The 23,963-nt window shown below is 70.3% G+C and carries 21 protein-coding genes; 12 read left to right on the top strand and 9 right to left on the bottom strand.

The window, feature by feature from the left end; translation table 11 throughout:
- Positions 1–11: 11 nt before the first annotated feature.
- The 4 genes from ACFORO_RS45560 to ACFORO_RS45545 are packed head-to-tail and all read right to left on the bottom strand — an operon-like array spanning position 12 to position 4,353.
- Entirely contained in the window at positions 12–953 is a 942-nt protein-coding gene (locus ACFORO_RS45560) for a TAXI family TRAP transporter solute-binding subunit (RefSeq protein WP_377873547.1), read from the bottom strand.
- The gene (locus ACFORO_RS45555) at positions 950–2,338 is read right to left on the bottom strand and encodes a sensor histidine kinase (protein WP_377873548.1); all 1,389 of its coding nucleotides are present in this window, start codon (positions 2,336–2,338) and stop codon (positions 950–952) included. The genes ACFORO_RS45560 and ACFORO_RS45555 overlap by 4 nt, the downstream gene beginning before the upstream one ends.
- Positions 2,339–2,341: 3 nt before the next feature.
- The gene (locus tag ACFORO_RS45550; RefSeq protein ID WP_354741761.1) at positions 2,342–3,007 is read right to left on the bottom strand and encodes a response regulator transcription factor; all 666 of its coding nucleotides are present in this window, start codon (positions 3,005–3,007) and stop codon (positions 2,342–2,344) included.
- Positions 3,008–3,021: 14 nt separating this feature from the next.
- On the bottom strand, positions 3,022–4,353 hold the full coding sequence (locus ACFORO_RS45545) for an MFS transporter (protein WP_377873549.1): 1,332 nt from the start codon (positions 4,351–4,353) through the stop codon (positions 3,022–3,024).
- 167 nt (positions 4,354–4,520) lie between these two features.
- On the opposite strand from ACFORO_RS45545, the gene ACFORO_RS45540 reads away from it, so the two are divergent.
- The 3 genes from ACFORO_RS45540 (at position 4,521) to ACFORO_RS45530 (ending at position 7,275) form a co-directional block, all read left to right on the top strand.
- Positions 4,521–5,225 carry a beta-ketoacyl-ACP reductase gene (locus tag ACFORO_RS45540; protein ID WP_354741764.1) on the top strand — a complete coding sequence of 235 codons (705 nt, stop codon included), beginning with the start codon at positions 4,521–4,523 and terminating at the stop codon, positions 5,223–5,225.
- Between the two features lie 37 nt (positions 5,226–5,262).
- The gene (gene fabI / locus ACFORO_RS45535) at positions 5,263–6,030 is read left to right on the top strand and encodes an enoyl-ACP reductase FabI (RefSeq protein ID WP_344274082.1); all 768 of its coding nucleotides are present in this window, start codon (positions 5,263–5,265) and stop codon (positions 6,028–6,030) included.
- A 354-nt stretch (positions 6,031–6,384) separates the two neighbouring features.
- Positions 6,385–7,275: a transposase family protein gene (locus ACFORO_RS45530; protein ID WP_377873550.1), complete on the top strand. Its 891-nt coding sequence runs from the start codon at positions 6,385–6,387 to the stop codon at positions 7,273–7,275.
- A 16-nt stretch (positions 7,276–7,291) separates the two neighbouring features.
- On the opposite strand, the gene ACFORO_RS45525 is transcribed toward ACFORO_RS45530, so the two are convergent.
- The gene (locus ACFORO_RS45525; RefSeq protein ID WP_377873551.1) at positions 7,292–8,332 is read right to left on the bottom strand and encodes a Cmx/CmrA family chloramphenicol efflux MFS transporter; all 1,041 of its coding nucleotides are present in this window, start codon (positions 8,330–8,332) and stop codon (positions 7,292–7,294) included.
- Between the two features lie 408 nt (positions 8,333–8,740).
- Positions 8,741–9,325, bottom strand: coding sequence for a TetR/AcrR family transcriptional regulator (locus tag ACFORO_RS45520; RefSeq protein ID WP_354741768.1), 585 nt, complete (start codon positions 9,323–9,325; stop codon positions 8,741–8,743).
- Positions 9,326–9,412: 87 nt separating this feature from the next.
- On the opposite strand from ACFORO_RS45520, the gene ACFORO_RS45515 reads away from it, so the two are divergent.
- Entirely contained in the window at positions 9,413–10,456 is a 1,044-nt protein-coding gene (locus tag ACFORO_RS45515) for a ferrochelatase (RefSeq protein WP_377873552.1), read from the top strand.
- A gap of 416 nt (positions 10,457–10,872) precedes the next feature.
- Here the strand turns inward: ACFORO_RS45515 and ACFORO_RS45510 are convergent, their stop codons facing one another.
- On the bottom strand, positions 10,873–11,670 hold the full coding sequence (locus ACFORO_RS45510; protein WP_354741772.1) for a hypothetical protein: 798 nt from the start codon (positions 11,668–11,670) through the stop codon (positions 10,873–10,875).
- Positions 11,671–11,770: 100 nt separating this feature from the next.
- Between ACFORO_RS45510 and ACFORO_RS45505 the strand changes: the two genes are divergently transcribed.
- Both ACFORO_RS45505 and ACFORO_RS45500 read left to right on the top strand, forming a co-directional pair.
- Entirely contained in the window at positions 11,771–13,168 is a 1,398-nt protein-coding gene (locus ACFORO_RS45505) for an ATP-binding protein (RefSeq protein ID WP_354741774.1), read from the top strand.
- Positions 13,168–15,126, top strand: a complete 1,959-nt coding sequence (locus tag ACFORO_RS45500) for a hypothetical protein (protein WP_377873553.1) — start codon at positions 13,168–13,170, stop codon at positions 15,124–15,126. Before ACFORO_RS45505 ends, ACFORO_RS45500 begins: the two co-directional genes overlap by 1 nt.
- A 70-nt stretch (positions 15,127–15,196) precedes the next feature.
- On the opposite strand, the gene ACFORO_RS45495 is transcribed toward ACFORO_RS45500, so the two are convergent.
- Positions 15,197–16,510, bottom strand: coding sequence for a cytochrome P450 (locus tag ACFORO_RS45495; RefSeq protein WP_377873595.1), 1,314 nt, complete (start codon positions 16,508–16,510; stop codon positions 15,197–15,199).
- A 117-nt stretch (positions 16,511–16,627) separates the two neighbouring features.
- Between ACFORO_RS45495 and ACFORO_RS45490 the strand changes: the two genes are divergently transcribed.
- Positions 16,628–17,392 (top strand): MerR family transcriptional regulator, encoded by a 765-nt coding sequence (locus ACFORO_RS45490; RefSeq protein ID WP_377873554.1) that lies wholly within the window; start codon positions 16,628–16,630, stop codon positions 17,390–17,392.
- A gap of 81 nt (positions 17,393–17,473) precedes the next feature.
- Positions 17,474–18,712, top strand: coding sequence for a cysteine--1-D-myo-inosityl 2-amino-2-deoxy-alpha-D-glucopyranoside ligase (gene mshC / locus ACFORO_RS45485; protein WP_377873555.1), 1,239 nt, complete (start codon positions 17,474–17,476; stop codon positions 18,710–18,712).
- Positions 18,713–18,781: 69 nt separating this feature from the next.
- On the opposite strand, the gene ACFORO_RS45480 is transcribed toward mshC, so the two are convergent.
- Positions 18,782–20,407, bottom strand: coding sequence for an ABC-F family ATP-binding cassette domain-containing protein (locus ACFORO_RS45480; protein WP_377873556.1), 1,626 nt, complete (start codon positions 20,405–20,407; stop codon positions 18,782–18,784).
- A 244-nt stretch (positions 20,408–20,651) separates the two neighbouring features.
- Here ACFORO_RS45480 and ACFORO_RS45475 point away from each other — a divergent pair, with 244 nt between their 5' ends.
- From ACFORO_RS45475 to ACFORO_RS45460, 4 genes are all read left to right on the top strand, one after another.
- The gene (locus tag ACFORO_RS45475) at positions 20,652–21,221 is read left to right on the top strand and encodes a dienelactone hydrolase family protein (RefSeq protein ID WP_377873557.1); all 570 of its coding nucleotides are present in this window, start codon (positions 20,652–20,654) and stop codon (positions 21,219–21,221) included.
- Positions 21,222–21,308: 87 nt separating this feature from the next.
- The gene (locus ACFORO_RS45470; protein WP_377873558.1) at positions 21,309–21,893 is read left to right on the top strand and encodes a winged helix-turn-helix domain-containing protein; all 585 of its coding nucleotides are present in this window, start codon (positions 21,309–21,311) and stop codon (positions 21,891–21,893) included.
- Positions 21,890–23,146, top strand: coding sequence for an MFS transporter (locus ACFORO_RS45465; RefSeq protein ID WP_377873559.1), 1,257 nt, complete (start codon positions 21,890–21,892; stop codon positions 23,144–23,146). Before ACFORO_RS45470 ends, ACFORO_RS45465 begins: the two co-directional genes overlap by 4 nt.
- Complete coding sequence (locus ACFORO_RS45460) at positions 23,110–23,940, top strand: metallophosphoesterase family protein (RefSeq protein ID WP_370937234.1); 831 nt, start codon at positions 23,110–23,112, stop codon at positions 23,938–23,940. The genes ACFORO_RS45465 and ACFORO_RS45460 overlap by 37 nt, the downstream gene beginning before the upstream one ends.
- The last annotated feature ends 23 nt before the right edge of the window (positions 23,941–23,963 follow it).

The raw sequence follows: 23,963 nt of genomic DNA, 5'->3' as shown, positions 1-23,963 counted from the left end.
CAATCTAGCGATCACCCGTGCAGCGCGCGGTAGGTGTCGGCGGCACCGCGGTGCAGGGGGACGGGCTGGGTCCCGATGAGTGTCCGCACGTCGAGGAACTGCGTCCCGACAGCCTGCGCGGGCACAAGTTCGGCGGCGCGCTCTACAAGCACCCGCACAACCGCCGCAGCCACGTCGAAGGGCAGCGCAGGAGAACAGACCAGCAGATTCGCGACACCGATGGTGGGCAGCGAGCCAACCCCGCGATACGCCCCGGCAGGCACTTGCACCTGCTCGTACAGCGGCCCGTACGCCTTGCGTAGCTGGGGGAGCACCGACGTCAGCGGGAGCAGCGCGAGCGGCGTGGTGCGGTTGAGGTCGGCGAGCGCGGGCGTCGGGATCCCGCCGGACCACAGGAACGCGTCGATCCGGCGGTCGTGCAGCGCGGCGACCGCGTCGTTCAGCGGCAGGTGCTGCGCCTCGACCGGGACACCGTTCGCGGCGAAGACCCGTTCGCCCAGCTGCGCGGCACCGGAGCGGCTCGCGCCGACGGAGATCGGGCGTCCGGCGAGCGCGCGCAGGTCGGTGATGTGGTCCTCGGCGCGGACGACGAGCTGCAGATAGTTCTCGTAGACGCGGCCGAGCGCTTGCAGCGGAACAGGTTTGCCGAACGGCGCGCCGCCGGAGATGGCGGATTGGGCGATGTCGGCGAGCACCAGCCCGAAATCCGCGGTGCCGTCGCGGACCCGTTCGACGTTCTCGACGCTCGCCTCGGTACGCAGCGCACTGCACTGCAGCCGCGGTTCGGCGCGCGACAGTTCGGCGGCCAGCACCTCGGCGAAGGCCAAGTAGAAACCGCCGGGTTCGCCGGACGCGATGGTGATCTGCCGGTCCGGGCCGCGGTAAGTGTCGTCGCACGCGGCGAGTGCGAGGGCGAGGCCGCCAAGGAGCGCGGCGCGGCGGGTGACGGTCATGGCGTCACCTCGGCGGGCAGCGTGATCCGGACCTGCAGGCCGTGCGGTTCGACCGCGCGCAGCTCCAGAACCCCGCCCCGCGCACGGGTTTGCTCCCGGGCGATCGCGAGTCCGAGGCCGGTTCCGCGCGGCGCGCCGTCGCCTCCGGCGCGCCAGAACCGTTCGGTGGCGCGGGCGATATCCTCGGGCGGAAGGCCGGGACCGTCGTCGGTGACGATCAGCGTGACAGTGTCCGAAGTGGACTCCCAAGCGGCGGTGATGGTCGCTCCCTGCCCGGCGTGGTGGACGGCGTTGTCCAGCAGGACGTCGAGAATCTGCGCGAGTTCGCTCTCCGGCGTGCGCACCATCAGCGGCTCGGTGTGGCCCGCGCACGGCACGAGGGTCGCGCCCGCTTCGTCGGCGGACAACCGCCACGCGTCGACCCGTTCCGCCACGACCGCGGCCAGGTCAGCGGGCTCGTCGTCGGCGCGCGCGGCCAGCCGGGTCGCGGTGCTTTCCGCGGTGGCGAGGGCGAGCAGGCCGTCGAGGATCCGTTCCAGCCGTTCGACTTCCGCGACCGTGGCGTCGTAGGCCGGGCGGTTTTCGACCTCGGTGCCGAGCAGGTCGAGCCGAAGCCGCAAGGCGGCCATCGGGTTGCGCAGCTGGTGCGACGTGTCCGCGACGAGCCGCTGCTGCTGGTTCGCCGACTCGACGACCGCGTCGGACATCCGGTTCACCGACGCCGCGAGCGACCGCAGTTCGCGCGGCCCGGACCGTTCCGGCACCTGCGCCCGGCGGCCGCGCGCCACCGCCAGCACGCCGGTTTCCAGCTCCACCAGCGGCCGCACCATCCACCGCGACAGCAGGACCGCCAGCAACACGAACAGCGCCGCGACCACCATCGCCCCGGCCGCGATGGCGCTCCACGCGGCTCCGACATCCGCCGCCGCGGCGGTCACCGAAGCCCGCAGCAGGACCACACCGGACACCCGCGTCCCGGTGCCGACCGGGCGGGCGAAGAGCACCGGAGCGTCCGACCACGGCCGGATCCGCTCGACCGGTGCCTCGGGCTCGTTCCGCAGCGTCGCCTCGATGATCGACCGCGCGGCGGGATCGCTGCTGGTCAGACCGCCGGTTTCGACGAGCGGCCGCCGTTGCGCGTCGACGATCAGCACGCCTTCGCTGTATAACGACGAATACACTCGCGCGTCGGCGTTCAACGCGGTCGCGTCGCCGGAATCGACAGCCTGTTGCGCGAGCACCACGAAGCGATCGACGTCGCTGCTGCGCGAAATCACCAGCTGCTGCGTCCATTGATCGGCTGTCGCGGAGAGCAGCGGCACCGCGAAGGCCGCCACGACGGCGAGCGCGAGCGTGACGAGAACAGCCAGCAGGCGAGTGCGCACCGATCAGCTCCGGCCGAGCCGGTAGCCGAAACCTCGGATCGTAGTGAGCAGACCGGGCCGGTCGAGCTTCGCGCGCAGCTGCGTCATGTGGACGTCGAGCGAGCGCGAGACGGCGAGGTACGCGTCGCCCCACACCTCGTCCATCAGCTGCTGCCGGCTCACCGCGGTGCCGGGCCGCGTGGCGAGCACCGCGAGTACGGCGAATTCCTTCGTGGTGAGCCCGATGTCCCGGCCGTCGACCACGACCCGGCGCGCGCCGAGGTCGATTTCGACGTCCTCGATGTGCACGACCGGGTCTTTCGGGGCCGGGGAGGAGTTGCTCGCCCGCCGCGCCACGGCGTCCATCCGAGCCAGCAATTCGGCCATCCGCACCGGTTTCGCCAGGTAGTCGTCCGCGCCGAAGCGCAGCGCGCGGACGACGGAACGCTCGTCGGCGCGCGCGGTCAGCACGATCACCGGCACCGGCGAGACCTGGCGGATCTTGCGGAGCACGTCCAGCCCGTCGAGATCCGGCAGGCCGAGATCGAGCAGCAGCAGGTCCGCGTCCCGGTGCCGGGTGAGGGCGTCCGAGCCGCGGCCGACCGCGGTGACGGGGTGGCCGTGCGCGTGCAGCGTTTCGGCGAGTGCCCGGGCGACCCCGGTGTCGTCCTCGACGAGCAGCACGCGCACGGCCGTCCTCCTGATCAGTCCTCGCCGCGCTCGAGAGCGGACGAACGCGAAGTTTCCCGCATTGTCGCGTACACGACGAGCGACACGAGGACGCAGCCCGCGACGTACCAGAAGAAGAGCGACTCGTGACCTGCCTTCTTCAGCGCCTGGGCGATCAGCTCGGCGGTCCCGCCGAAGATCGCGACAGTGAGCGCGTACGGGAGGCCGACGCCGATCGCGCGGATCCGCGTCGGGAACAGCTCGGCCTTCACGATCGCGTTGATCGAGGTGTAGCCGGTCACGATCACCAGCGCGCCGAGCAGCAGCAGGAACGCGAGGAACGGCTGGCTGGTGCGCGCCATCAGCGTCATGATCGGCACGGTGAGCAGGGTGCCCGCGATGCCGAAGAACATCAGCAGCTTCCGGCGGCCGATCTTGTCCGACAGCTTCCCGGCGAGCGGCTGCAGGATCGCGAAGACCAGCAGCGCGAGGAACATGATCACGGTGACCGTGCGCCGCGGGATGTGCGCGGTGTTCTCCAGGAACTTCTGCGTGTAGGTGGCGTAGGTGTAGAACGCGACCGTGCCGCCGAGCGTCAGGCCGACGACGAGCAGGATCTCCCGCGGGTACTTCACGAGCTGGCGCAGCGTGCCGCGCTCGTTGTCTTTACCTGCCGCGTTCGCAGTGTTTTCCTTGACCCGCTGATAGCTCTCGGACTCGTCCATCGACCGCCGCAGCGCCATCACGATCACCGCCGCGAGCGCGCCGACCACGAACGCGATCCGCCAGCCCCAGTCGCCCATCTGCTTGTCGGTGAGCACGCTCTGCAGGATCAGCTGCAGACCGAGCGCGAGCAGCTGCCCGCCGACGAGGGTCACGTACTGGAAGCTGGAGTAGAACCCGCGCTTGCCGGGAGTGGCCACTTCGGACAGATACGTCGCCGAGGTGGAGTACTCGCCGCCGACCGAAAGCCCTTGCAGCAGCCGGGAGAACACCAGCAGGATCGGGGCCGCGATGCCGATCGTCGAGTACGCCGGGGTCACCGCGATGAGCAGCGAACCGCAGGCCATCATCGAAACCGATGCCACGAGCGCGGACCGGCGCCCGTAGCGGTCGGCGAACCGGCCGAGCAGCCAGCCCCCGAGCGGGCGCATGAGGAATCCGACGGCGAACACCGCCGCGGTGTTGAGGAACTGCGCCGTGGCATCGCCGCCGGGGAAGAACGCCTTCGCGAAGTAGACGGTGAACGCCGAATAGGCGTACCAGTCGTACCACTCGACGAGGTTTCCGATCGAGCCGCGCAGCACGTTGCCGACCACGCGCCGCTCGTCCCGCGCCGAGCCGGCGTCCTGGATCCGGGTAGTCATCCTTGACCTCCTGTGTCGCGACTCACGGTGACCAACCGGGGAGTAACCATCAAGGTCGAGGCACGGTTCCTTACCGTCGCTTAGGACGGGAGTGCCGGGTGCGCCGCCGGTCAGCGCAGCCGATAGCCTCAGGCGGGCGCAATCGCGAAGACGACGAGGAGAACGCAGTGGGACGGTCGGTCTTGGTCACCGGCGGCAACCGAGGGATCGGGCTGGCGATCGCCCGGGACCTCGCCGAGCAGGGCCACCGGGTCGCGGTGACGCACCGCGGGTCCGGCGCGCCGGAGGGGCTTTTCGGCGTGCAGGCCGACGTCACCGACGCCGAGCAGGTGGACGCGGCGTTCAAGCTCGTGGAGGAGCACCAGGGGCCGGTCGAGGTCCTCGTGTCCAACGCCGGGCTCACCGACGACACCCTGCTCATGCGGATGTCGGAGGAGCAGTTCGAGCGCGTGCTGAACGCGAACCTCACCGGGGCGTTCCGCGTCGCGAAGCGGGCCTCGCGCGGCATGCTGCGCGCCCGCTGGGGCCGGTTCGTGTTCATTTCGTCCGTGGTGGGCCTTTCCGGCTCGGCCGGGCAGGCGAACTACGCGGCCTCGAAGGCGGGTCTGGTCGGCTTCGCGCGTTCGCTCGCGCGGGAGCTGGGCTCGCGCAACATCACCGCGAACGTGGTCGCGCCCGGTTTCGTGCACACCGACATGACCGACGCGCTGCCCGAGGACCGGCGCAAGGAGATCCTCGCCAGCGTCCCGTCCGGCCGCTACGCCGAACCGGCCGAGATCGCCGCCGCCGTGCGGTACCTGTCCTCGGACGAGGCGGGCTACGTCAACGGCGCGGTGCTGCCCGTCGACGGCGGCCTCGGCCTCGGCCACTGACCTTCCCGAGAAGAACACCCACGACCTGGAGGACGTGTTGCCCGGATTGCTCGAAGGCAAGCGGCTGCTGATCACCGGCGTCATCACCGACGCCTCGCTCGCGTTCCACGCGGCCCGCATCGCCCAGCAGGAGGGCGCGAAGGTCGTGCTCACCGGCTTCGGACGGCTGTCGCTGGTGGAGCGCATCGCCAAGCGGCTGCCCGAGCCCGCCCCGGTGCTCGAGCTGGACGTCACGAACCAGGAGCACCTCGACTCGCTGGCCGACCGCGTCCGCGAGCACGTCGACGGCCTCGACGGCGTCCTGCACTCGATCGGCTTCGCGCCGCAGAGCTGCCTCGGCGCGCCGTTCCTGGACGCTCCCAGCGACGACGTGAAGGTCGCGGTGGACGTCTCGGCGTTCTCGTTCAAGTCCCTCGCCGTCGCGACGCTGCCGCTGCTCAGCAGCGGCGCCTCGATCGTCGGCATGGACTTCGACGCGCGTGTCGCGTGGCCGGTTTACAACTGGATGGGCGTCGCGAAGGCCGCGCTGGAGTCGGTGAACCGGTACCTGGCCAAGGAACTCGGCCCGCGGGGGATCCGGGTCAACCTGGTCAGCGCTGGTCCGATGAAGACCATGGCCGCTAAGTCCATTCCTGGTTTCGGCGAGCTCGAGGCCGGATGGGGCGACCGCGCGCCGCTCGGCTGGGACTCTGCGGACCCGGAGCCGACCGCGAAGACGGTCTGCGCCGTGCTGTCCGACTGGCTGCCCGCCACCACCGGTTCGATGATCATGGTCGACGGCGGGGTGCACGCGCTCGGGATTTGAGCTTGTCGGTGGGATGGCCCCGCGGGAGTGTTCCCGCGGGGCCATTCTTTATGCGGTGACCAGTTGCGGGGTTGTGTCGCGTCGGTGGAGGCGCAGTGCGAACGTCAGGGCCGCCAACGCGAGCGCTCCGAGTGCGACGCTCACCCATGCCACGCTCGAGAAGCCGAGCCCGGCGCTGATCGTCGTTCCGCCCAGCCACGGGCCGACGGTGTTTCCCACATTGGGGTTGTTTCATCGTGGTTGTGGCTGGTCAGGGTGCTGGGGTTCTGGTGGTTGCCTGTGGTGGCGACGAAGCGGCGCCGGAACCGGCGTGGCGGGGCCGGGAACGGGTGAAGCCCTCGGCAAGATCGAGATGTGAGTCAACAACCCGCCGAGGGCTTCGAGTCCTTTTCCTATCAGGTCGCGCTTCCTCTCTCGCGATCGACCCTGCAGATGCTGGCTGAGCTGATCCGCGCCCATCGCCGTCGGCTGCGTTCCCGCTGGCGCAAAGCCGCCCCGGCCGAGCAGGCCCTGGCCGTGCTCGCCGTGCTGCGCCACGACCCGCGCCTGGCCCCCCTCGGGGCCGGCATGGGCGTGTCCGCGTCCACGGTGCGGCGGTGGGTGCTGGAAGCCGTCGCCCTGCTGGCCGCCCGCGCCGCCCGGCTGGGCCGGGTCTTGCGCCGCCAGGCCGTCCGGGGCGGGGCGGTGGTGCTGGTGGACGGCACCCTGATCCGGACCCGCCGCCGCACCGGCCGGGCGAACCGCGCGAACTACAACGGCAAACACAAACAGCACGGCCTGGTCGTGCTCGCCCTGACCGACGAACACGGCCGGCTGTTGTGGGTGTCGGCGGCGTTGCCGGGCAAGACCGCCGACATCACCGCCGCCCGCCGGCTGCGGATCCGGGAACGCCTGCACGCTCACGACCTGACCCCGGCCGGGGACAAAGGCTTCCACGGCTGGCACAAAGACGTCCGCACCAGCCGTGACTGCCCGGACTGCGGGGGACGGTGCGAGCAGATCGTGCTGACCCCCTACAAGGCCGAGGCGAAGCGGCCGTTGAGCAAGGCGCAGAAGCAGGCGAACGCGGCGTTCGCGGCTATGCGGTGCGCGGTGGAGGGCGGCTTCGCCGCCCTCAAGCACTGGCACATCCTCGACAAACTCCGCCTCGACACCCGCCATGCCACGACCTTGCTGCGGGCTTTGCTCGTCCTGACCCAACACGAGCAAAGCGTCCGCGATGCGGCCCGTTCAGGCCCGGGATGAGCGTTATCAGACCAAGTCAACACAACTTGACCAGCACAAACCACGATGAAACAACCCCATTGAACGCGGATGTCGTGCTTGCGCCGACGAGCGTTGAGGTTCCTCCTGCCGCGGCGTAGGCGCGGACGTTGAGCGCCGGGTTCGCCGCGAACCCAGCCGCACCGAGGACTAAGACGGCGGCTACTGCGACTACGGCGTTGGTGGCGAAGGCGAGCGCGACTAGAGCGGCTACGGCGATGCCGAGGCTGCCGTAAAGCGTCGCGAACGGATATGTGTCAGCGAGTTTGCCGCCGGCGAAGATGCCGATTACTGCGCCGCCGCCGAACAGCGCCAGCACCACTGGCACGGCGGATTCGGGGAGTCCTGCGACCGAGACCAGCAGGGGAGCTAGGTAGCTGAACGTCGCGAAGACCATTGCCTGCAGGAGTGCGATCACGCCGAGTGCCAGCCATAAGCGGCTGCGGCGGAATACTCGGAGTTCTTCGGCGATTCGCGGGGCTTCGGTTTCCTTGGTGGTGCGCGGGACCGACAGCAGAACGGCGATGGCTGCGATGACGGTTAGTGCGGCTACTGCCCAGAATGCGCTTCGCCAGCCTGCGTGCTGCCCGAGCAGCGTTCCCGCCGGGACACCGACGACGTTGGCGACTGTTAGGCCGCCGACCAGTACTGCCAGCGCTTGTCCACGGCGGGCTTCTGGCACGAGGTTGACGGTGGTCGCGGCGGCTACGGCCCAGAATCCGGCGCAGGCTATCGCGCTGATGATGCGGGTGGCGAAGAGGATGGCGTAGCCGTCGGAGATCGCGCCTATGACGTGGGAGGCGCTGAATACGACGAGCAGGCCGAGGAGGGTGGTTCGGCGGGGGAGGCGGATTGTGCCGACTGCCAGCAGCGGGGCGCCGATTACCATGCCTACGGCGAAGGCGGAGATCAGCAGGCCTGCGTCCGGGATGGTTACGCCGAGGTCGGCGGCCATTCCGGGGAGGAGGCCGGTGATCATGAACTCGGAGGTGCCCAGCGCGAAGATGCTGAGCCCGAGTACGAAGACGGCTGCGGGCACGGGGGTCTCTCTTTCTGAAACTGACAGTACAAAATTAGGGTGGGGTTAGGGGCGGGGGGCGACTCGTCGCCTGGCGGCGACATTGCCGTGGTGGTTGCGTGGGGCACCCCGAAGCTTGATTGTGCTGACGGCCTGAAGGTGCTTGTCAAGGCGGGAAAGATGCCTTGACAAGCACCTTCAGGCCGCAGGGACGCTTCGTATCGGGGTGCGGGGGTGGGGCTGGGTGCCTCGATCGTTGGGTGCGTCGGTGCGGTTTCGTGGGTGGGGGCTAGCGCCCCAATGTGGCATTGGGTGCGTCTGGCGCACCGGATGCCGCATTGGGTGCGTGGGATGCACCCAATGCGGCGTTGGGTGCGTGGGATGCACCGGATGCCGCATTGGGGCGTATTCCGGCTGCGGGCGGCGGGGTTAGCGGCGGGAGACTGCGCTGGTCGCTAGTTCTGCTACTGACGTCAGTGCTTTTTGTTCGGCTCCGCGGCGGGACATGGTGCGGATTCCGGAGATGGTGGCGTGGATGAAGTTCGCGATTTCGGTGGCGTCGCGGTCGCGGGTGATGCTGCCGTCTGCTTGGCCGGTGCGGGCGAAGTGCGTCAGCGCCGACAGGTGTGCTTCGGTGTCCGCGTTCACCTGTGCGGCGACTTCTGGGTCGGTGGTGCCGAATTCGGCGATGGCGTTCACCATCAGGCAGCCGCGTCTGCCGTTTTCCAGTTCGTCGTCGATTGTCGAGGCGAGGAGCAGGCGGATCGCGCCTAGTCCGTCGGGAGCGTTGTCCAGCAGGGTTTCCCGCAGTCGGATGCCGCGGTGCGAGTAGTGGTCTAGTACGCGCCGGAAGAGTTCGTGCTTGCTGGAGAACGTGTTGTAGATGCTGCTGCGTCCTAGGCCGGTGGCGGCGCACAGTTCTTCGGTCGACGTGGATTCGTATCCGCGCGCCCAGAAGGCGTTCATGGCGCCTTCGAGTGCTTCGGTTTCGTCGAACTCGCGTGGCCTCGGCATGCAACCACGCTAACACATTTTGGATAGTTCAGTACACAACTGGGGCGCTGAGGCGTGCGGAGCGCCACAGGGGCAGGATGGAGCACCGTGGGTTACGACGCGTTGCTATGGCTTTCGTTCGGCGGTCCGGAGGGGCCCGACGAGGTGATGCCGTTCCTGGAGAACGTCACCCGGGGCCGAGGCGTGCCGCGGGAGCGGTTGCTCGAGGTCGCCGAGCACTACCAGCACTTCGGCGGGGTCTCGCCGATCAACCGGCTCAACCGGGCCGCGATCGCTGCGGTCGAGAAGCAGTTGGCGGCCGAGAACATCGAACTTCCGGTGCACTTCGGCAACCGCAACTGGACGCCGATGGTCGAAGACACCCTGGCCGGGATGAAGGACGCGGGCGTTCGCCGCGCGTTGGTGTTCCCGACGAGCGCGTACGGCGGCTACTCCGCGTGCCGCCAGTACGACGAGGACATCGAACGAGCCCGCGCCGCCGTCGGCGATGACGCGCCGGAATTGGTCAAGCTGCGCCAGTTCTTCGACCACCCGCTGTTCATCGCCACGATCGCCGACGCGGTCCGCGCGGCCCACGCGAAACTCGGCGACCGCCCCGGCGCGCGCACGGTTTTCACCGCCCACTCGATCCCGGAAAGCGCCGATCTAGCCTCCGGCCCGCCTTCCGAGGGCGGCCGCCGCTACTCGAACCAGATCGCCGAAGCCGCCCGTCTCGTGGCCGTCGAAGCCGGAATCGCCGAGTACGACGTGGTCTGGCAGTCGAGGTCCGGCCCGCCGCAGATCCCGTGGCTGGAACCGGACATCGTCGACCACATCGACGCCCTGCACGCCCAAGGCGTGGACTCCGTAGTGGTCAGCCCGATCGGCTTCGTCGCGGACCACCTCGAGGTGATCTGGGACCTGGACAACGAAGCCGCGGACCGAGCCGCCGAACACGGCATGGCCTTCGCCCGCGCCGCGACGCCGGACTCGGACCCGAGGTTCGCGGAAATGGTGGTCGAACTGATCCGCGAACACCTTGCCGATGCCCCCGCGCGGAAACTCTCGCCTTTCCCCGTCGCCGGCTGCACCGTCAACGGCGCCCCCTGCGCCGTCGCCTGCTGCGAACCCCCTCGCCGCCCTACCCGCTGACGACGTTCCGTGAGGGCCACCCTGAGGGACTCTGAGTCCCTCAGGGTTCCCCTCACGACCCGCGCAAGTCCGTGAACGACCCCTTCACGGACCAGCCCCGCCCGTCCAGCGGGATGCACCCAATGTGGCATTGGGTGCATCGCATGCACCCAATGTGGCGTTCGGTGCGTCTGACGCACCCAATGCCACATTGGGGCGCGAGCCCCACCGCTAAACCGCCGCCGCTGCACACAACCATCGAGGCACCCGGCCCTACCCCAACCCCGATACGAAGCCTTCTCTGCGGTTCGGGGGTGCTTGTCAAGGCATCTTTCCCGCCTTGACAAGCACCCCCGCGCCGTCGTCACAATCAAGCTTCGGGGTGCCCCACGCAACCAAGGCGGCGCAACGTCGCCGCCAGGCGACGAGCCGGAAATTCAAGCCTGCCGATCCCCCTGCTCAGCAAACACCCGAACAGCCTCATTAACCGAAGCCGTCCGAGCCCCCCGAACAGCCTCAACCAACGGCCGCAACGCCTCAGCCCGCCGATTCACCGCAGAAGCCGACAACGCCCCACCGGGATCATCCGCCTGAGCCACAGCCAAAATCGCCGAAATCTCCTCAGCCCGCTGCAACACCCGCAACGCCCGCCCGGGCGTCCCCGCAGGCCACTCAACCTGCGGCCGGGCCCGCAAATGCGCGGACAACTCCGCCCGAACCCCAGGCCGATCACTGGCCACATCCAACGCCTGCAACGCCCCGGCACTGGCCCGGATCGCGTCCGTCAACCCATGCTCAGCGTCCGCCAACGGCTGATACTCCAGCGAAACCGGCGCGGCGAGCGAATACACCGTCCACCGCATCAGCCCTTCGGCGATCGGCTCCGGCACCAGCCCGAACGCCAGCCCGCTCAACACGACCGCCTCGCCGCAACGCAACGCGGCGTCAGCGAACGGCCCGCCCCCGCCCAACCCGCGCACGTCGCCGGGAACGGGCAGGACGAGCTGGACACTCCCGGCGCCCTGCGCCCGCAACGCGAGCAGCAGCTGCACCGGAGTGGCCGCCCGATGGAACGCGAGCGGAAGATCGAACGCGTCGGCGGCGGCGGGATCCGCCGCGACGACGTCGTGGGCCTCGGCCCAGTCCTGCAGGGCATCGAGGACGTCGTCGGACGCCGCGGCCCCGTTCAGCCACGCGGAGGACCAGACGGCGAGGGTCGCACTGGGTCGGCACACGACTGCTGATTTTACCGGTTCCTCCCGGCTCCGCCGATCCCCGCCCGGCTGGAGCCGCTCCACATCGACGGATGCCGGAACGGTCAGTAGCGTCGAAGGGGTGAACGCTGTTCCCGACGCTCTTCCCCGTACTGCCGGCGAGCTTCGCGCCGCCGGATACGCCCCGCGCCCGATCGCGCGCGAGATCCACGACAACCTGCTCGCCGCGCTGCGCGAGGGCCGCGACGCCTGGCCCGGCATCGTCGGCTTCTCCCGCACCGTGCTGCCCCAGCTCGAACGCGCCCTGCTCGCCGGCCACGACGTCGTCCTGCTCGGCGAACGCGGCCAGGGCAAGACCCGCCTGCTGCGCACCCTCGCCGGCCTGCTCGACGAGTGGACCCCGGTCATCGAGGGCTCCGAGCTGGGCGAACACCCGCTCGACCCGATCACGCCCGCCTCGATCCGCCGTGCCGCCGAGCTCGGCGACGACCTGCCGGTGGCCTGGCGCCATCGCAGCGAGCGCTACACCGAAAAGCTGGCCACGCCGGACACGAGCGTGGGCGACCTGATCGGCGACGTCGACCCGGTGAAGGTGGCCGAAGGCCGCAGCCTCGGCGACCCGGAGACCATCCACTTCGGACTCGTGCCGCGCGCGCACCGCGGCATCGTGGCGATCAACGAGCTGCCCGACCTCGCCGAGCGGATCCAGGTCGCGCTGCTGAACGTCATGGAGGAACGCGACATCCAGGTCCGCGGCTACACGCTGCGGCTGCCGCTGGACGTCCTCCTCGTCGCGACCGCCAACCCCGAGGACTACACCAACCGCGGCCGCATCATCACGCCGCTGAAGGACCGCTTCGGCGCGGAAATCCGCACGCACTACCCGCTCGACGTCGAGTCCGAGGTCGCCGTCGTGCGCCAGGAAGCGAACCTCGTCGCGGAGGTCGGCGAGCCGCTGCTGGAGGTGCTGGCCCGGTTCGTGCGCAACCTGCGCGAGTCGCCGGTCATCGACCAGCGTTCCGGCGTCTCGGCCCGGTTCGCGGTGGCGGCGGCGGAAACCGTCGCGGCGGCCGCGTTGCGCCGGGCCGCGGTGACGGGGGAGGACCCGGCGGTCGCGCGGCCGGTCGATCTCGAAGCCGTGCCCGCCGTGCTGCGCGGCAAGGTCGAGTTCGAGCCCGGCGAGGAGGGCCGCGAGGTCGAGCACCTCGTGCACCTGATGCGCCGCGCGATCGCGGAAACCGCCCGCGAACGGTTCGCCGGGCTGGACCTGCGCCCGCTGTCCGACGCGGTCGCGGACGGTCACCTGGTCGCCACCGGTGAACGCGTCCCCGGCGCGGAAGTGCTGGCGGCGCTGCCGGAACTGCCGGTGCTGCACGAGGTCGCGCAGCGGGCCGGAGTGGCCGCGGACGAGCCGGCGGGCCGGATCGCGGCGGCGGTCGAACTGGCCCTGGAGTCGCTGTTCCTCGCCCGCAGGCTGGCGAAGGACTCCGACGACGGCACGACGGTGTACGGCGAATAATGCCGCTCTTACCGGAGGGATATGCCTACGGCCCGTGGCACGACGGGCCGGACCCGCTGGCCCCGCCCGCGGACCTGCGGGACGCACTGGACGAGATCGGCCGCGAGGTCATGGGCGGTTCGTCGCCGCGCTCGGCGCTGGAGGAACTGCTGCGCCGCGGCACCGAACGCACGGCCGGTCTTGACGAACTGACGCGCCAGCTGTGGCAGCGCCGCTCGCAAATCCAGCGGCGGCACCGGCTGGACGGCACGCTGCAGGAAGTCCAGCAGCTGCTGCAGGACGCACTCCAAGCCGAGCGTCGGGAGCTGTTCCCGGACCCCGACGACGAGGCCCGCTTCCGCGAAGCCCAGCTGGACGCGCTGTCGCCAGGCACCGCGGCGGCCGTCCGCGAACTGAACGAGTACGACTGGCGCTCGGCCGAAGCACGGCAGAAGTACGAGCAGATCCGCGACCTCCTCGGCCGCGAGCTGCTGGACGCGCGGTTCCAGGGCATGAAGCAGGCGATGCAGAACGCCGAGCCCGAGGACGTCGAGCGGATCAACCAGATGCTCGGCGACCTCAACGCGCTGCTGTCCGCGCACGCCCAGGGCGCGAGCGACATCGGCGAACGCTTCGACGAGTTCATGCGGCGGCACGGCGAGTTCTTCCCGGAGAACCCGCAGAACGTCGAAGAGCTGATCGACGTCCTCGCCGCTCGTTCCGCCGCCGCGCAGCGGATGTTGAACTCGATGTCGGAGGAACAACGGGCCGAGCTGGCCGAGCTGTCGCAGCAAGCCTTCGGCGACCCGAGGCTGGCGCAGCAACTGTCCGCTTTGGACTCCCAGTTGCGTGCGTTGCGGCCAGGGGAGGACTGGACGTCGTCCTCGCGCTTCCGCGGCCAAGACCCGCTGGGACTGGGCGAAGGCGCACAGGCGATGGCCGACCTGGCGGAGCTGGACGCCCTCGCCGAGCAGCTGGGCCAGTCGTATCCAGGCGCCCGCCTGGAGGACATCGACCTGGAGGCGCTGGAGCGCCAACTCGGCCCGGACGCGGGCGTCGACGCTCGCCGTCTGTCCGAACTGGAACGAGAACTGCGTCAGCAAGGCCTGTTCGAACGCGCCGCGGACGGCACCTTGCGGTTGTCTCCCAAGGCATTGCGGCGCTTGGGCGAGACCGCACTGTCCGATGTGGTCAATTCGCTGCGCGGCAAAACGGGCGAGCGGGAGACCGAATCCGCTGGCGCGGCAGGCGAACCGACCGGTTCGAGCCGTCCCTGGCGGTTCGGTGACATGCAACCGTGGGACGTTCCGCGGACCGTGCGCAACGCGGTCCTGCGTTCCACCGCGGTCGGAGCGGGGAGCGTGCGTCTCGACGTCGAGGATGTCGAGGTCATCGAGACCGAACATCGCTCGCGAGCCGCGGTAGCGCTGCTGGTCGACACGTCGTGGTCCATGATCCAAGAGGGCCGCTGGCTGCCGATGAAGCGCACCGCGCTGGCCCTGCACCAGTTGATCAGCACCAGATTCCGCAACGACGCCCTGCAGCTGATCACCTTCGGCCGCTACGCGATGCCCGTGGAGCTGCCTGAACTGGTCGGTCTGGAAGGCACCTGGGAACAGGGCACTAACGCCCACCACGCGCTGCTGCTGGCCGGACGCCACCTGCGCCGTCATCCGGACGCCCAGCCGGTTGTCCTCATGGTCACCGACGGCGAGCCCACCGCCCACCTGGAACCGGACGGCGAAGCGGAATTCTCCTACCCGCCGGAACCGGCGACCATCTACAAGACACTGTCCGAAGTGGACAGAATCGCGAAGCTGGGCGCGTCGGTCACCGTCTTCCGCCTGGGCGACGACCCGCGCCTGGAAGCGTTCGTGGACACCATCGCCCGGCGCTCCGGCGGCCGGGTAATCGCCCCGGACCTGGACGGCCTGGGCGCGGCAGTAGTGGGCGACTACCTGCGCACCCGCCGCCGCTGACCACTCGGCCAAAAGTCCGTGAGGGGAACCCTAGGGGAATCAGAGTCCCTCAGGGTTCCCCTCACGGACGTCAGCGGCGGTGCACCAGGATCCGCGCGCCGGCGCCGGGCACGAGCGTGATGTGGCGGGTCATCACTCGCTCCGGCCGCGGGCTGGGCGCGCTGACCCGGTACCGCGTGAACAGTTCCCGCAGCACAATCGTGGCCTCCAGCAACGAGAATCCCGCTCCGAGACAGCGCCGCGCGCCGCCGCCGAACGGGAACCAGCTGCCCGAGGGCGGGCCGCTGCCGAGGAATCGCGTCGGATCGAACGCCTCCGGCGACGGATGGTGCGCCGGGTCCGCGTGAATCAGCGAAATCGAGGGCAGCACCATGTGCCCGGCCGGAACCGTGTACGGGCCGACCTGCACATCCTTCGTGAGCTTCCGCGACACCTCGGAGATGATCGGCCGCAGCCGCATCGCTTCCTTGGCCACCGCTTCCAGGTACTTCTCGTCGCCCTCGTCAGCGGCGCGGGCGGTCTCGGCGGCGGTCGCCGGATCCCGGGCAAGCTCGTGCAACGCCCAGGCCAGCGCGGTCGCCGTGGTCTCGTGTCCGGCCAGCAGCAAGGTGATCAGCTGGTCGCGCAGTTCGAGGTCGCTGAGCTGATCCTCGCCGGGCACAGCCAGCAAGCGGGACAGCACGTCGGTCCGCTCGGCCAGATCCGGTGCCGCCCGCCGCTCGGCGATCTCCGCGTACAGCAGCTGGTCGACCCGCTGCTGCCGCTCGAGATTCCGCCGCCACGGCCCGAACTTCTGCAGCGCCGGGCTGTGCCAGCCGAAAAGATCCAGCGCGCTGATGTCGATGACCTGCTCCAGCGCGACCCGCAGTTCCGCCAGCCGCGGCCCGTCCGTCACCCCGAAAACGACCCGCAGAATCACTTCCAGCGTCAGCGCCCGCATCCGGTCGTGCACCCGGAACGCCCGGCCCTGGGGCCACCGCTCCAGCTCCGCGACCGTCAGCTCGGTGACCATGTCGCGATACCCGCGCATCGCGGCCCCGTTGAACGCGGGCATCAGCAGTTTCCGCGCCCGGCGGTGCTCCTCCTCGTCGGTGAGCAGCACCGAATGCGCGCCCAGCATGGGTTTGAGGACCATGTTCCCTTCGCCGGCGTGGAACGTGTCGACCGGACCGGCGAAGATTTCGCGGACCAGGTCGAGATCCCCGACCAGCACCACCGAACGCTCCGGGTACAGCCGAAGCCGCACGACGTTTCCGTAGCGGCGTCGCAGCAGAGGCAGCAGGGAGTTGCGGAAAGCGCCGAAAAGGACGGTTTGGACCGCCATCGGCAGCCGGGGACCAGGAGGGAGAGCGGAACGGGCGCGGATCGGCGTGCGCAGAGCCATGCTTTGTTCGTACTCGCGCCGGACCGCGCTGTCCACCAGACTTGACCCTCACGCGGCGTGAGGCGTGATCGTGGTTTCTCGCAAGGGCCGTTCGGCCGAAGAAACAGGGGGAGAGCGATGGGCTACCGGGTGGGCGAGGTGGCGGCGCTGGCCGGCGTCACCGTGCGCGCGCTGCACCACTACGACGAGATCGGGCTGTTGTCGCCGAGCGGGCGGACCGCGTCCGGCTACCGGCGCTACGACGACGCCGACCTCGACCGGCTGCAGCGGATCCTGCTCTACCGAGAGCTCGGCTTTCCCCTGGAGACGATCGCGTCCGTGCTCGCGGAGCCGGGAACCGACGCCGACCACCACCTGAAACGGCAGCGCGAGCTGCTGGTGGCGCAAGGGGACCGGATCGAGCGCATGGTCGCGGCCGTCGACCGATTGCTGGAGGCGAGAGCCATGGGCAACGCGTTGACGCCCGAGGAGAAGTTCGAAGTGTTCGGCGGGTTCCGGGAGCCGGAAGGCTACGCGGAGGAGGCCGTGCGGCGCTGGGGCGACTGCCCGGAGTGGAAGCGGACGCAGCTGCCGGAGACCAAGGAGGAGTGGGCCGAGGCGGAGCGGCAGCGGAAGGACTGGGTGCGCCGCCTGGTCGCGCTGGTCGACGACGGCGTGGCGGCGGACAGCCCGGCGGCGGGCGAGCTCGCCGAGGAGCACCGGGCGATGCTGTCCGCGGTGATGGGGGAGTGCGGGTACGCGATGCAGCAGCGGATCGCGGCCCTGTACGCGGACGAGCCCGCGCAGCTGGCGTTCCTCGTCCGGGAGGACGAGCAGCGGCCCGGCATCGGGGCGTACGTGCGCGACGCCGTCCGGGCGAACGCCGCCCGGCGGCAGGCCTGACCTTTGGGGTGGGAGAGGCAGATCGGTTGTCTCTCCCACCTCGTGGGAAAGCGGACGGACGTCACGCTTACAGTCGGAGGTATGCAGACTTGGTCCTCCGTCGCCGTGCCCCGGCTGCCCGGCACGCCCCGCCCCCTCCGGCTCCACGACACCGCGACCGGGCAGGTCCGTCCGACCGCGCCCGGGGCCGCCGCCCGGATGTACGTCTGCGGCATCACCCCCTACGACGCCACCCACCTCGGCCACGCCGCCACCTACCTCGCGTTCGACCTGGTCAACCGGGTGTGGCGGGACAACGGGCACGAGGTGCACTACGTCCAGAACGTCACCGACATCGACGAGCCGCTGCTGGAGCGCGCGGCACGCGATTCGGACGACTGGATCGTGCTCGGCATGCGGGAAACGGCGCTGTTCCGCGAGGACATGGAGGCGCTGCGGGTGCTGCCGCCGCGCCAGTTCGTCGGGGCGGTCGAGGCGATCCCGGAGATCGTCGAGGTGATCGCGAAGCTGCTCGCCGACGGCAGCGCCTACCGCGCGGACGACGCCGAGTTCCCGGACGTCTACTTCGACCACAACGCGACCGGCCGGTTCGGCTACGAGTCGAACTACGACGCCGAGACCATGGCGAAGTTCTTCGCCGAACGCGGCGGCGACCCGGACCGTCCCGGCAAGCGGCACCCGCTGGACGCCCTGCTGTGGCGCGTCGCGCGTGAAGGCGAGCCGTCGTGGGAATCGGAGCTGGGCGCCGGACGGCCTGGCTGGCACATCGAATGCAGCGCGATCGCGGTGAACCGCCTCGGGCTCGGCTTCGACGTGCAGGGCGGCGGTTCCGACCTGATCTTCCCGCACCACGAGTACAGCGCGGCGCACGCCGAGGCGGTCGCCGCCGATCACCCGTTCGCCCGGCACTACGTGCACGCCGGGATGATCGGGCTCGACGGCGAGAAGATGTCGAAGTCGCGCGGCAACCTGGTCTTCGTGTCGCGGCTGCGCGCCGACGGCATCGACCCGGCGGCGATCCGGCTCGCGCTGTTCGCCGGGCACTACCGCGAGGACCGGGCGTGGACCGATCAGCTGCTGGTCGACGCGCAAGAGCGGCTGGCCCGCTGGCGCGAAGCGGTCGCGCTGCCGGCCGGACCCGACGCGGGGGACACCGTGGCGCGGCTGCGCGACCACCTCTCCGACGACCTGAACACGCCCAAGGCGCTCACCGCGATCGACGCCTGGGTCGCCTCGGCGCTGCGCCGCGACGGCACCGACCAGGCCGCGCCCGGCCTGATCAAGGAAGCCGTGGACGCCTTGCTGGGCATCGTTCTCTGAGCCGTTGGACTGGACGGTGGCCGGAACTCGCTCCGGCCACCGTCCAGCCGCACTTAACTGTATAACGACCTATACATCCTGGCGCTGGCCGTCCGCCAGCGCCAGGTGGTCGCCTTCCCAACGGCGGCGCAACCACCGATCATGCGAGGCAAGGACGACGGCGCCCGGCGCGCTGTCGAGCGCTTCGGACAGTTCCTCGGCAAGGCTGAGCGACAGGTGGTTGGTCGGCTCGTCCAGCAACAGCACGTCCGGCGGCTCCGCGAGCAGCACCGCCAGCGCCAACCGGCGGCGCTGACCCACCGAAAGCTCGCCGACCGGACGGTCGTGTTCCCTCGGCGGCAGCAACCCGAGCGTGGACAGCGACGGAGCCGTCTCGCCGGCCGCGGCGCGGTACACCTCCTGCGCGGTCCGCTTCGGCAGGGCGAACGTGACGTCTTGCTCCAGCAATCCCACGCGCACGCCGGGTCCGAAGTGGACAGTCCCGGCCGCCGGGGCCAGCTGACCGGCCAGCACGGACAACAGGGTGGATTTGCCCGCCCCGTTGCCGCCGGTGACGAGGAGCCGCGCGCTGCGGTCCACGTCCAGCTCGTCCAGCTGCACCCGGCCCGGAACCGCGATGCCGCGCAACGACACCGCCGGGCCTTCGCCGCTGGTGTCCGCGGTCAGCGGGGCCCGAAACCGCAGCGGCGCGGGCGGTTTGCGGACTTGCTCGCGCTCCAGCGTGTCCAGCTTGAGCTGCGCGTTGCGGACCCGGCGGGAGATCTGCTTCTGCACGCGACCGGTCTTGAAGTCGTAGAGCATCTTCGCGTTGTCCCGCGGCGCACGGTTGTGTGCGACGCGGCGCGCGGTGCCGTGCACGGATTCCCGCAGCTGCTTGAGTTCCTCCTGTTCTTCGGTGAACCGCTGCTCCCACCGCGCGCGTTCGGCCTTTTTCTGGCCGAGGTAGTCGGTGTAGCTGCCGCCGTAGCGCGTCGCGCCGCCGACGCGGCGGTCCGCCGGAACCGGGTCCAGGTCCACGATGTCCGTGCAGACCGCGTCGAGGAACACGCGGTCGTGCGAGGACAGCACGACGACGCCGGTCAGTTCCGCGAGATGGCGCTCGAGGAACTCCATGGCGTTGTCGTCGAGGTGGTTGGTCGGCTCGTCGAGCAGCAGAATGCGCGGCCGCCGCACCAGCAGCGCGGCCAGCCCGAGCCGCGACCGCTGTCCGCCGGAGAGCGTGTGCAGCCGCCGGTCGTGCTTGATGTCGCCGAGCCCGAGACCGGTGAGGACGAGGTCCGCGCGCCGGTCCGCGTCCCACAGGTCGTGCGCCTGCGCCCATTCCAGGACGTGGCCGTACTCGCTGAGCACCTCCGGGTCGTCGGGGCGTTCGGCGAGCACGGCGGCGAGCTTGTCGAGCGTCGCCGCCGCGGTGCGGATCTCGGCGAGCGCCTCGTCGAGGACGTCGGAAACCGTTGCGGTACCGGCGAACGGCAGCTCCTGGAACAGGAAGCCGAGGTCGCCGTGCCGCACGACGTCACCGCCGCGCGGGACTTCGAGCCCGGCGAGCAGCCGGAGCAAGGTGGATTTCCCGACCCCGTTCTCGCCGACGAGACCGATCCGCCTCCCGGGCGACGCGACGAGCGAGACGCCGTCGAGGACGGTGCGGGCGCCGTAGCCGAAGACGAGGTCGGAGGCGTGCAGGACAGTAGACATGAGTGATCACCGGGCCTTTGCGGTGGAAGCAAAATCCCCGACGGGCAACGCGGGGCTTCCCGGGAGCAGGGCTCGACCGGGAGCGGCCTCGATGCGGGGAGGGCTCGGTTCAGCTGTCCATGATGGCCGGGAGCATAACGCGGAGCGCGCCCCGCCTGGCAACTGGTTTTTCGCGGCGACGGGTCCCCGGCTAGCGTGGCCGCACGTTCCAGATGATTCGTTCACTGACTGAGGGGCTTCCGACATGGCTGAAGTCGTGCTGTACCACCACATTCAGGGGCTGACCGACGGAGTGCGGAGCGTGGCCGGCGAACTGCGCCGGGCGGGGCACACGGTGCACACGCCCGATCTGTTCGAGGGCCGGACGTTCGCCGGCATCGAGGACGGGTTCGCCTTCGCCCGCGAGGCAGGACTCGAGAAGTTGCGCGAGCGCGGGATCGCCGCGGCTGAGGCGCTGGGGCCCGAACTCGTCTACGCCGGGTTCTCCTTCGGCGTCACTATCGCGCAGCGGCTCGCGCAGACCCGCCCGGGTGCGCGCGGTGCGCTGCTCATCGACGCCTGCTTGCCGGTCGAGGAGTTCGGAACGACGTGGCCGGTCGGGGTTCCGGCCCAGATCCACGGCAAGGAGAACGACGAGTTCTTCGAGGAGGACTTGCCCGCCGCGCGCGAACTCGTCAGCTCGGCCGCGAACGCGGAGCTGTTCGTCTATCCCGGGGACCAGCACCTCTTCGCCGACTCGTCGCTTCCCGCGTACGACCCCGAGGCGGCCGAAGTGCTCTTGGCGAGGCTGCGCGCTTTCCTCGCCGCGGTGTAGCGGAGCTGGCTTGACGCCGGGGCGGCGGACTGCAACTCTGAAAGAGAAGTTTCGAAAGAAACCCTTCAGAGTTTGGACGGACCTCTGATGACTGAACTGCCCCCGCGCAAGCGGATCGACGACGTCGAGCTGCTGCGCGCGCTCGCGCACCCGCTGCGCTCGGCGCTGGTGCACCACCTGATGGCAGTCGGCCCGTCGACGGCCAGCGAATGCGCGGACGCGGTCGGCTCGACGGCGTCGAACTGCAGCTGGCATCTGCGCAAGCTGGCGGAACACGGCCTGGTCGAGCGAGCCGAAGGCGGCGACGGGCGGGAACGGCCGTGGCAGGCCTGCCACGTCGGGCTGGTGCTCGGCCGCCCGGGCGGCGATCCGGCGCTCACCGCGGCGCAGCTCGCGGTCACCGGCACGGAGCTGGCCGAGGAGCAGGAGCTGACTCAGCGGTACCTCGACACGGTCGAGCAGTTGGACGAGGACTGGCGCGAGACCGGCGGATTCTTCTCCTACGGACTGAACGCGACGCCCGAGGAAGTCAACGCGCTGACCAAGGCGATCGACGACCTGATCCGGCCGTACGTCAGCACCATCCGCAAGGACGCGCCCGCCGACGCCCGCGCGGTCTTCCTCGGGATGCGCGCGTTCCGCCGGATCGGGCACGACGGGAAACCGGCATGAGACGCCTGCTGGCGGCACCGGGATTCGCCCGGCTCTGGGTCTCGGCGTTCTTCGGCGAGACCGCCGAATGGATGCTGCAGGTCGCGTTGCCGGTGTACCTGTTCGTGCGCACCGGTTCGGCGGTCACGACCGCGCTGAGCATCGTCCTCGGGCTGCTGCCGGCAGTGCTGCTGAGCCCGATCGCCGGGGTCGTCGCGGACCGGTGGGACCGCCGGGTCGTGCTGGCCGTGGTGTGCGCCGGGCAGGCGCTCGTGGTGCTGCCGTTGCTGATCGGCGCCGAACTGCCGGTCGCGGCGGTCTACGCGGTGATGGCGGGGCAAGCGGGACTGGCGTCGGTGTTCGAGCCCGCCCGCAGTGCGCTGGTGCCGGAGCTGGTCGGCCTCGAGGACGTCACCTCGGCGAACGGGCTGATGAGTGTGAACGGCAGTGTCGCGCGGCTCGCGGGCGGCTGGGCCGGGGGAGCGCTGCTGGGGTGGGGTGGGCTGGATCGTGTGATCGCCGGCTACCTCGTCGCGCTCGCCGTGGCGGGGATGCTGCTCGCGTTCCCGTTCCGCCGGGTGACGGTGCGGAAGACCGTGCCGGAGCAGGCGGATTGGCTCGCCGGGGTCCGCGATCTGGCGGGCAAGCGGCTCCGGCCGACGAGCGTGTCGGCGCTGCTGACCTCCGTCGCGCAGGGCATGTTCCTGGTGCTGTTCGTGGTGTTCGTGCTCGACATCCTCCGCGGCAGCGAGGCCGACGCCGGACTCTTGCGCGGCGTGCAGGCGATCGGCGGGCTGGCCGCCGGGTTCGCGGTGGCGACGCTGGCCCGCCGGGTCGCGCCGGTGCTGCTGCAGGGCTGGGGTCTGGTCGCCGCGGGCTTGATGTCGGTGGCGATCTGGAACCTGCCGGGTGCGACGACGGTGCTCGGGGTGTACGTCGGGCTGTTCATGGCTGTCGGCGCGCCCGCCGTGGTCGCTGGTGCCGGGCTGCTGTCGCATGTCCAGGCGGAAACCGGCCCGGACCGGGCGGGACGGGTGCTGAGCACGGTGTACGCGCTGATGGCCGCGGGCACGGCGGCCGGTTCGCTGCTGGCCGGCGCGCTCGTCGCGGTGACCGGTCCGACAGTGCTGCTGAACGTGCAGGCAGGCCTTCACGTGAGCGCCGGGCTGGTCGTTCTGGGGTGGGGGAATGGGCGGTTCCGGCGCTCCCGGGCGCGGAAAGTCGTTACGGTGGACAAGTGCCGTCTCTCTTCGCCACCAGCGACCTCCACGTGACCCACGAGGGCAACGGCCCGATCGTCGACGAGGTCGTGCCCGACGATCCCGGCGACTGGCTGCTCGTCGCCGGCGACGTCGCCGAGTCCGCCAAGGTCATCCGGGGGACGCTCGCGAGGCTGCGCGAGCGGTTCGCGAAGGTCGTGTGGGTCCCGGGCAACCACGAGCTGTGGACCACGCCGAACGACGAATGCCAGCTGCGCGGCCAGGCGCGGTACGAGTTCCTGGTGGAGCAGTGCCGCGAGATCGACGTGCTCACGCCCGAGGACGAGTTCCCGGTGTGGGACTTCGGACCCGAGCCGCTGACCATCGCGCCGCTGTTCGTCTTCTACGACTACAGCTGGCGCACCCCGGCGACCGAGGGCAAGACCCGCGAAGAGGCGCTCGCGCACGCCCGCGAAATCGGCGTCGTATGCACCGACGAGTACTACCTGCACCCGGACCCGTACGAGTCGCGCGCGGCCTGGTGCGAGCAACGGCTCAAGGTCAGCCGCGACCGGCTGGACGCGATCCCGGCCGACCGGCGCACGATCCTGATGTCGCACTGGCCGCTGCACCGGCACCCGACGAATCCGTTGTACTACCCCGATTTCGCGCTCTGGTGCGGCACCACGCAGACCGAGGACTGGCACCTGCGCTACCGCGCCGAGCTGGCCGTGTACGGGCATCTGCACATCCCGCGCACGACGTCCGCGGACGGGGTGCGCTTCGAAGAGGTGTCACTCGGCTACCCGCGCGAATGGCGGAAGCGGGCCCGCGGCGCGGTTCCAGTGCGGAAGCTGCTCACCGCCTGAGCACAGCGGGGACGCGATCGGCG

It is taken from the genome of Amycolatopsis halotolerans, assembly GCF_042647905.1.
GTDB classification, from domain to species: Bacteria; Actinomycetota; Actinomycetes; order Mycobacteriales; family Pseudonocardiaceae; genus Amycolatopsis; species Amycolatopsis halotolerans.
The sequence above is the reverse complement of the archived record's forward strand: the minus strand, read 5'-3'. Positions and strand labels throughout refer to the sequence as shown.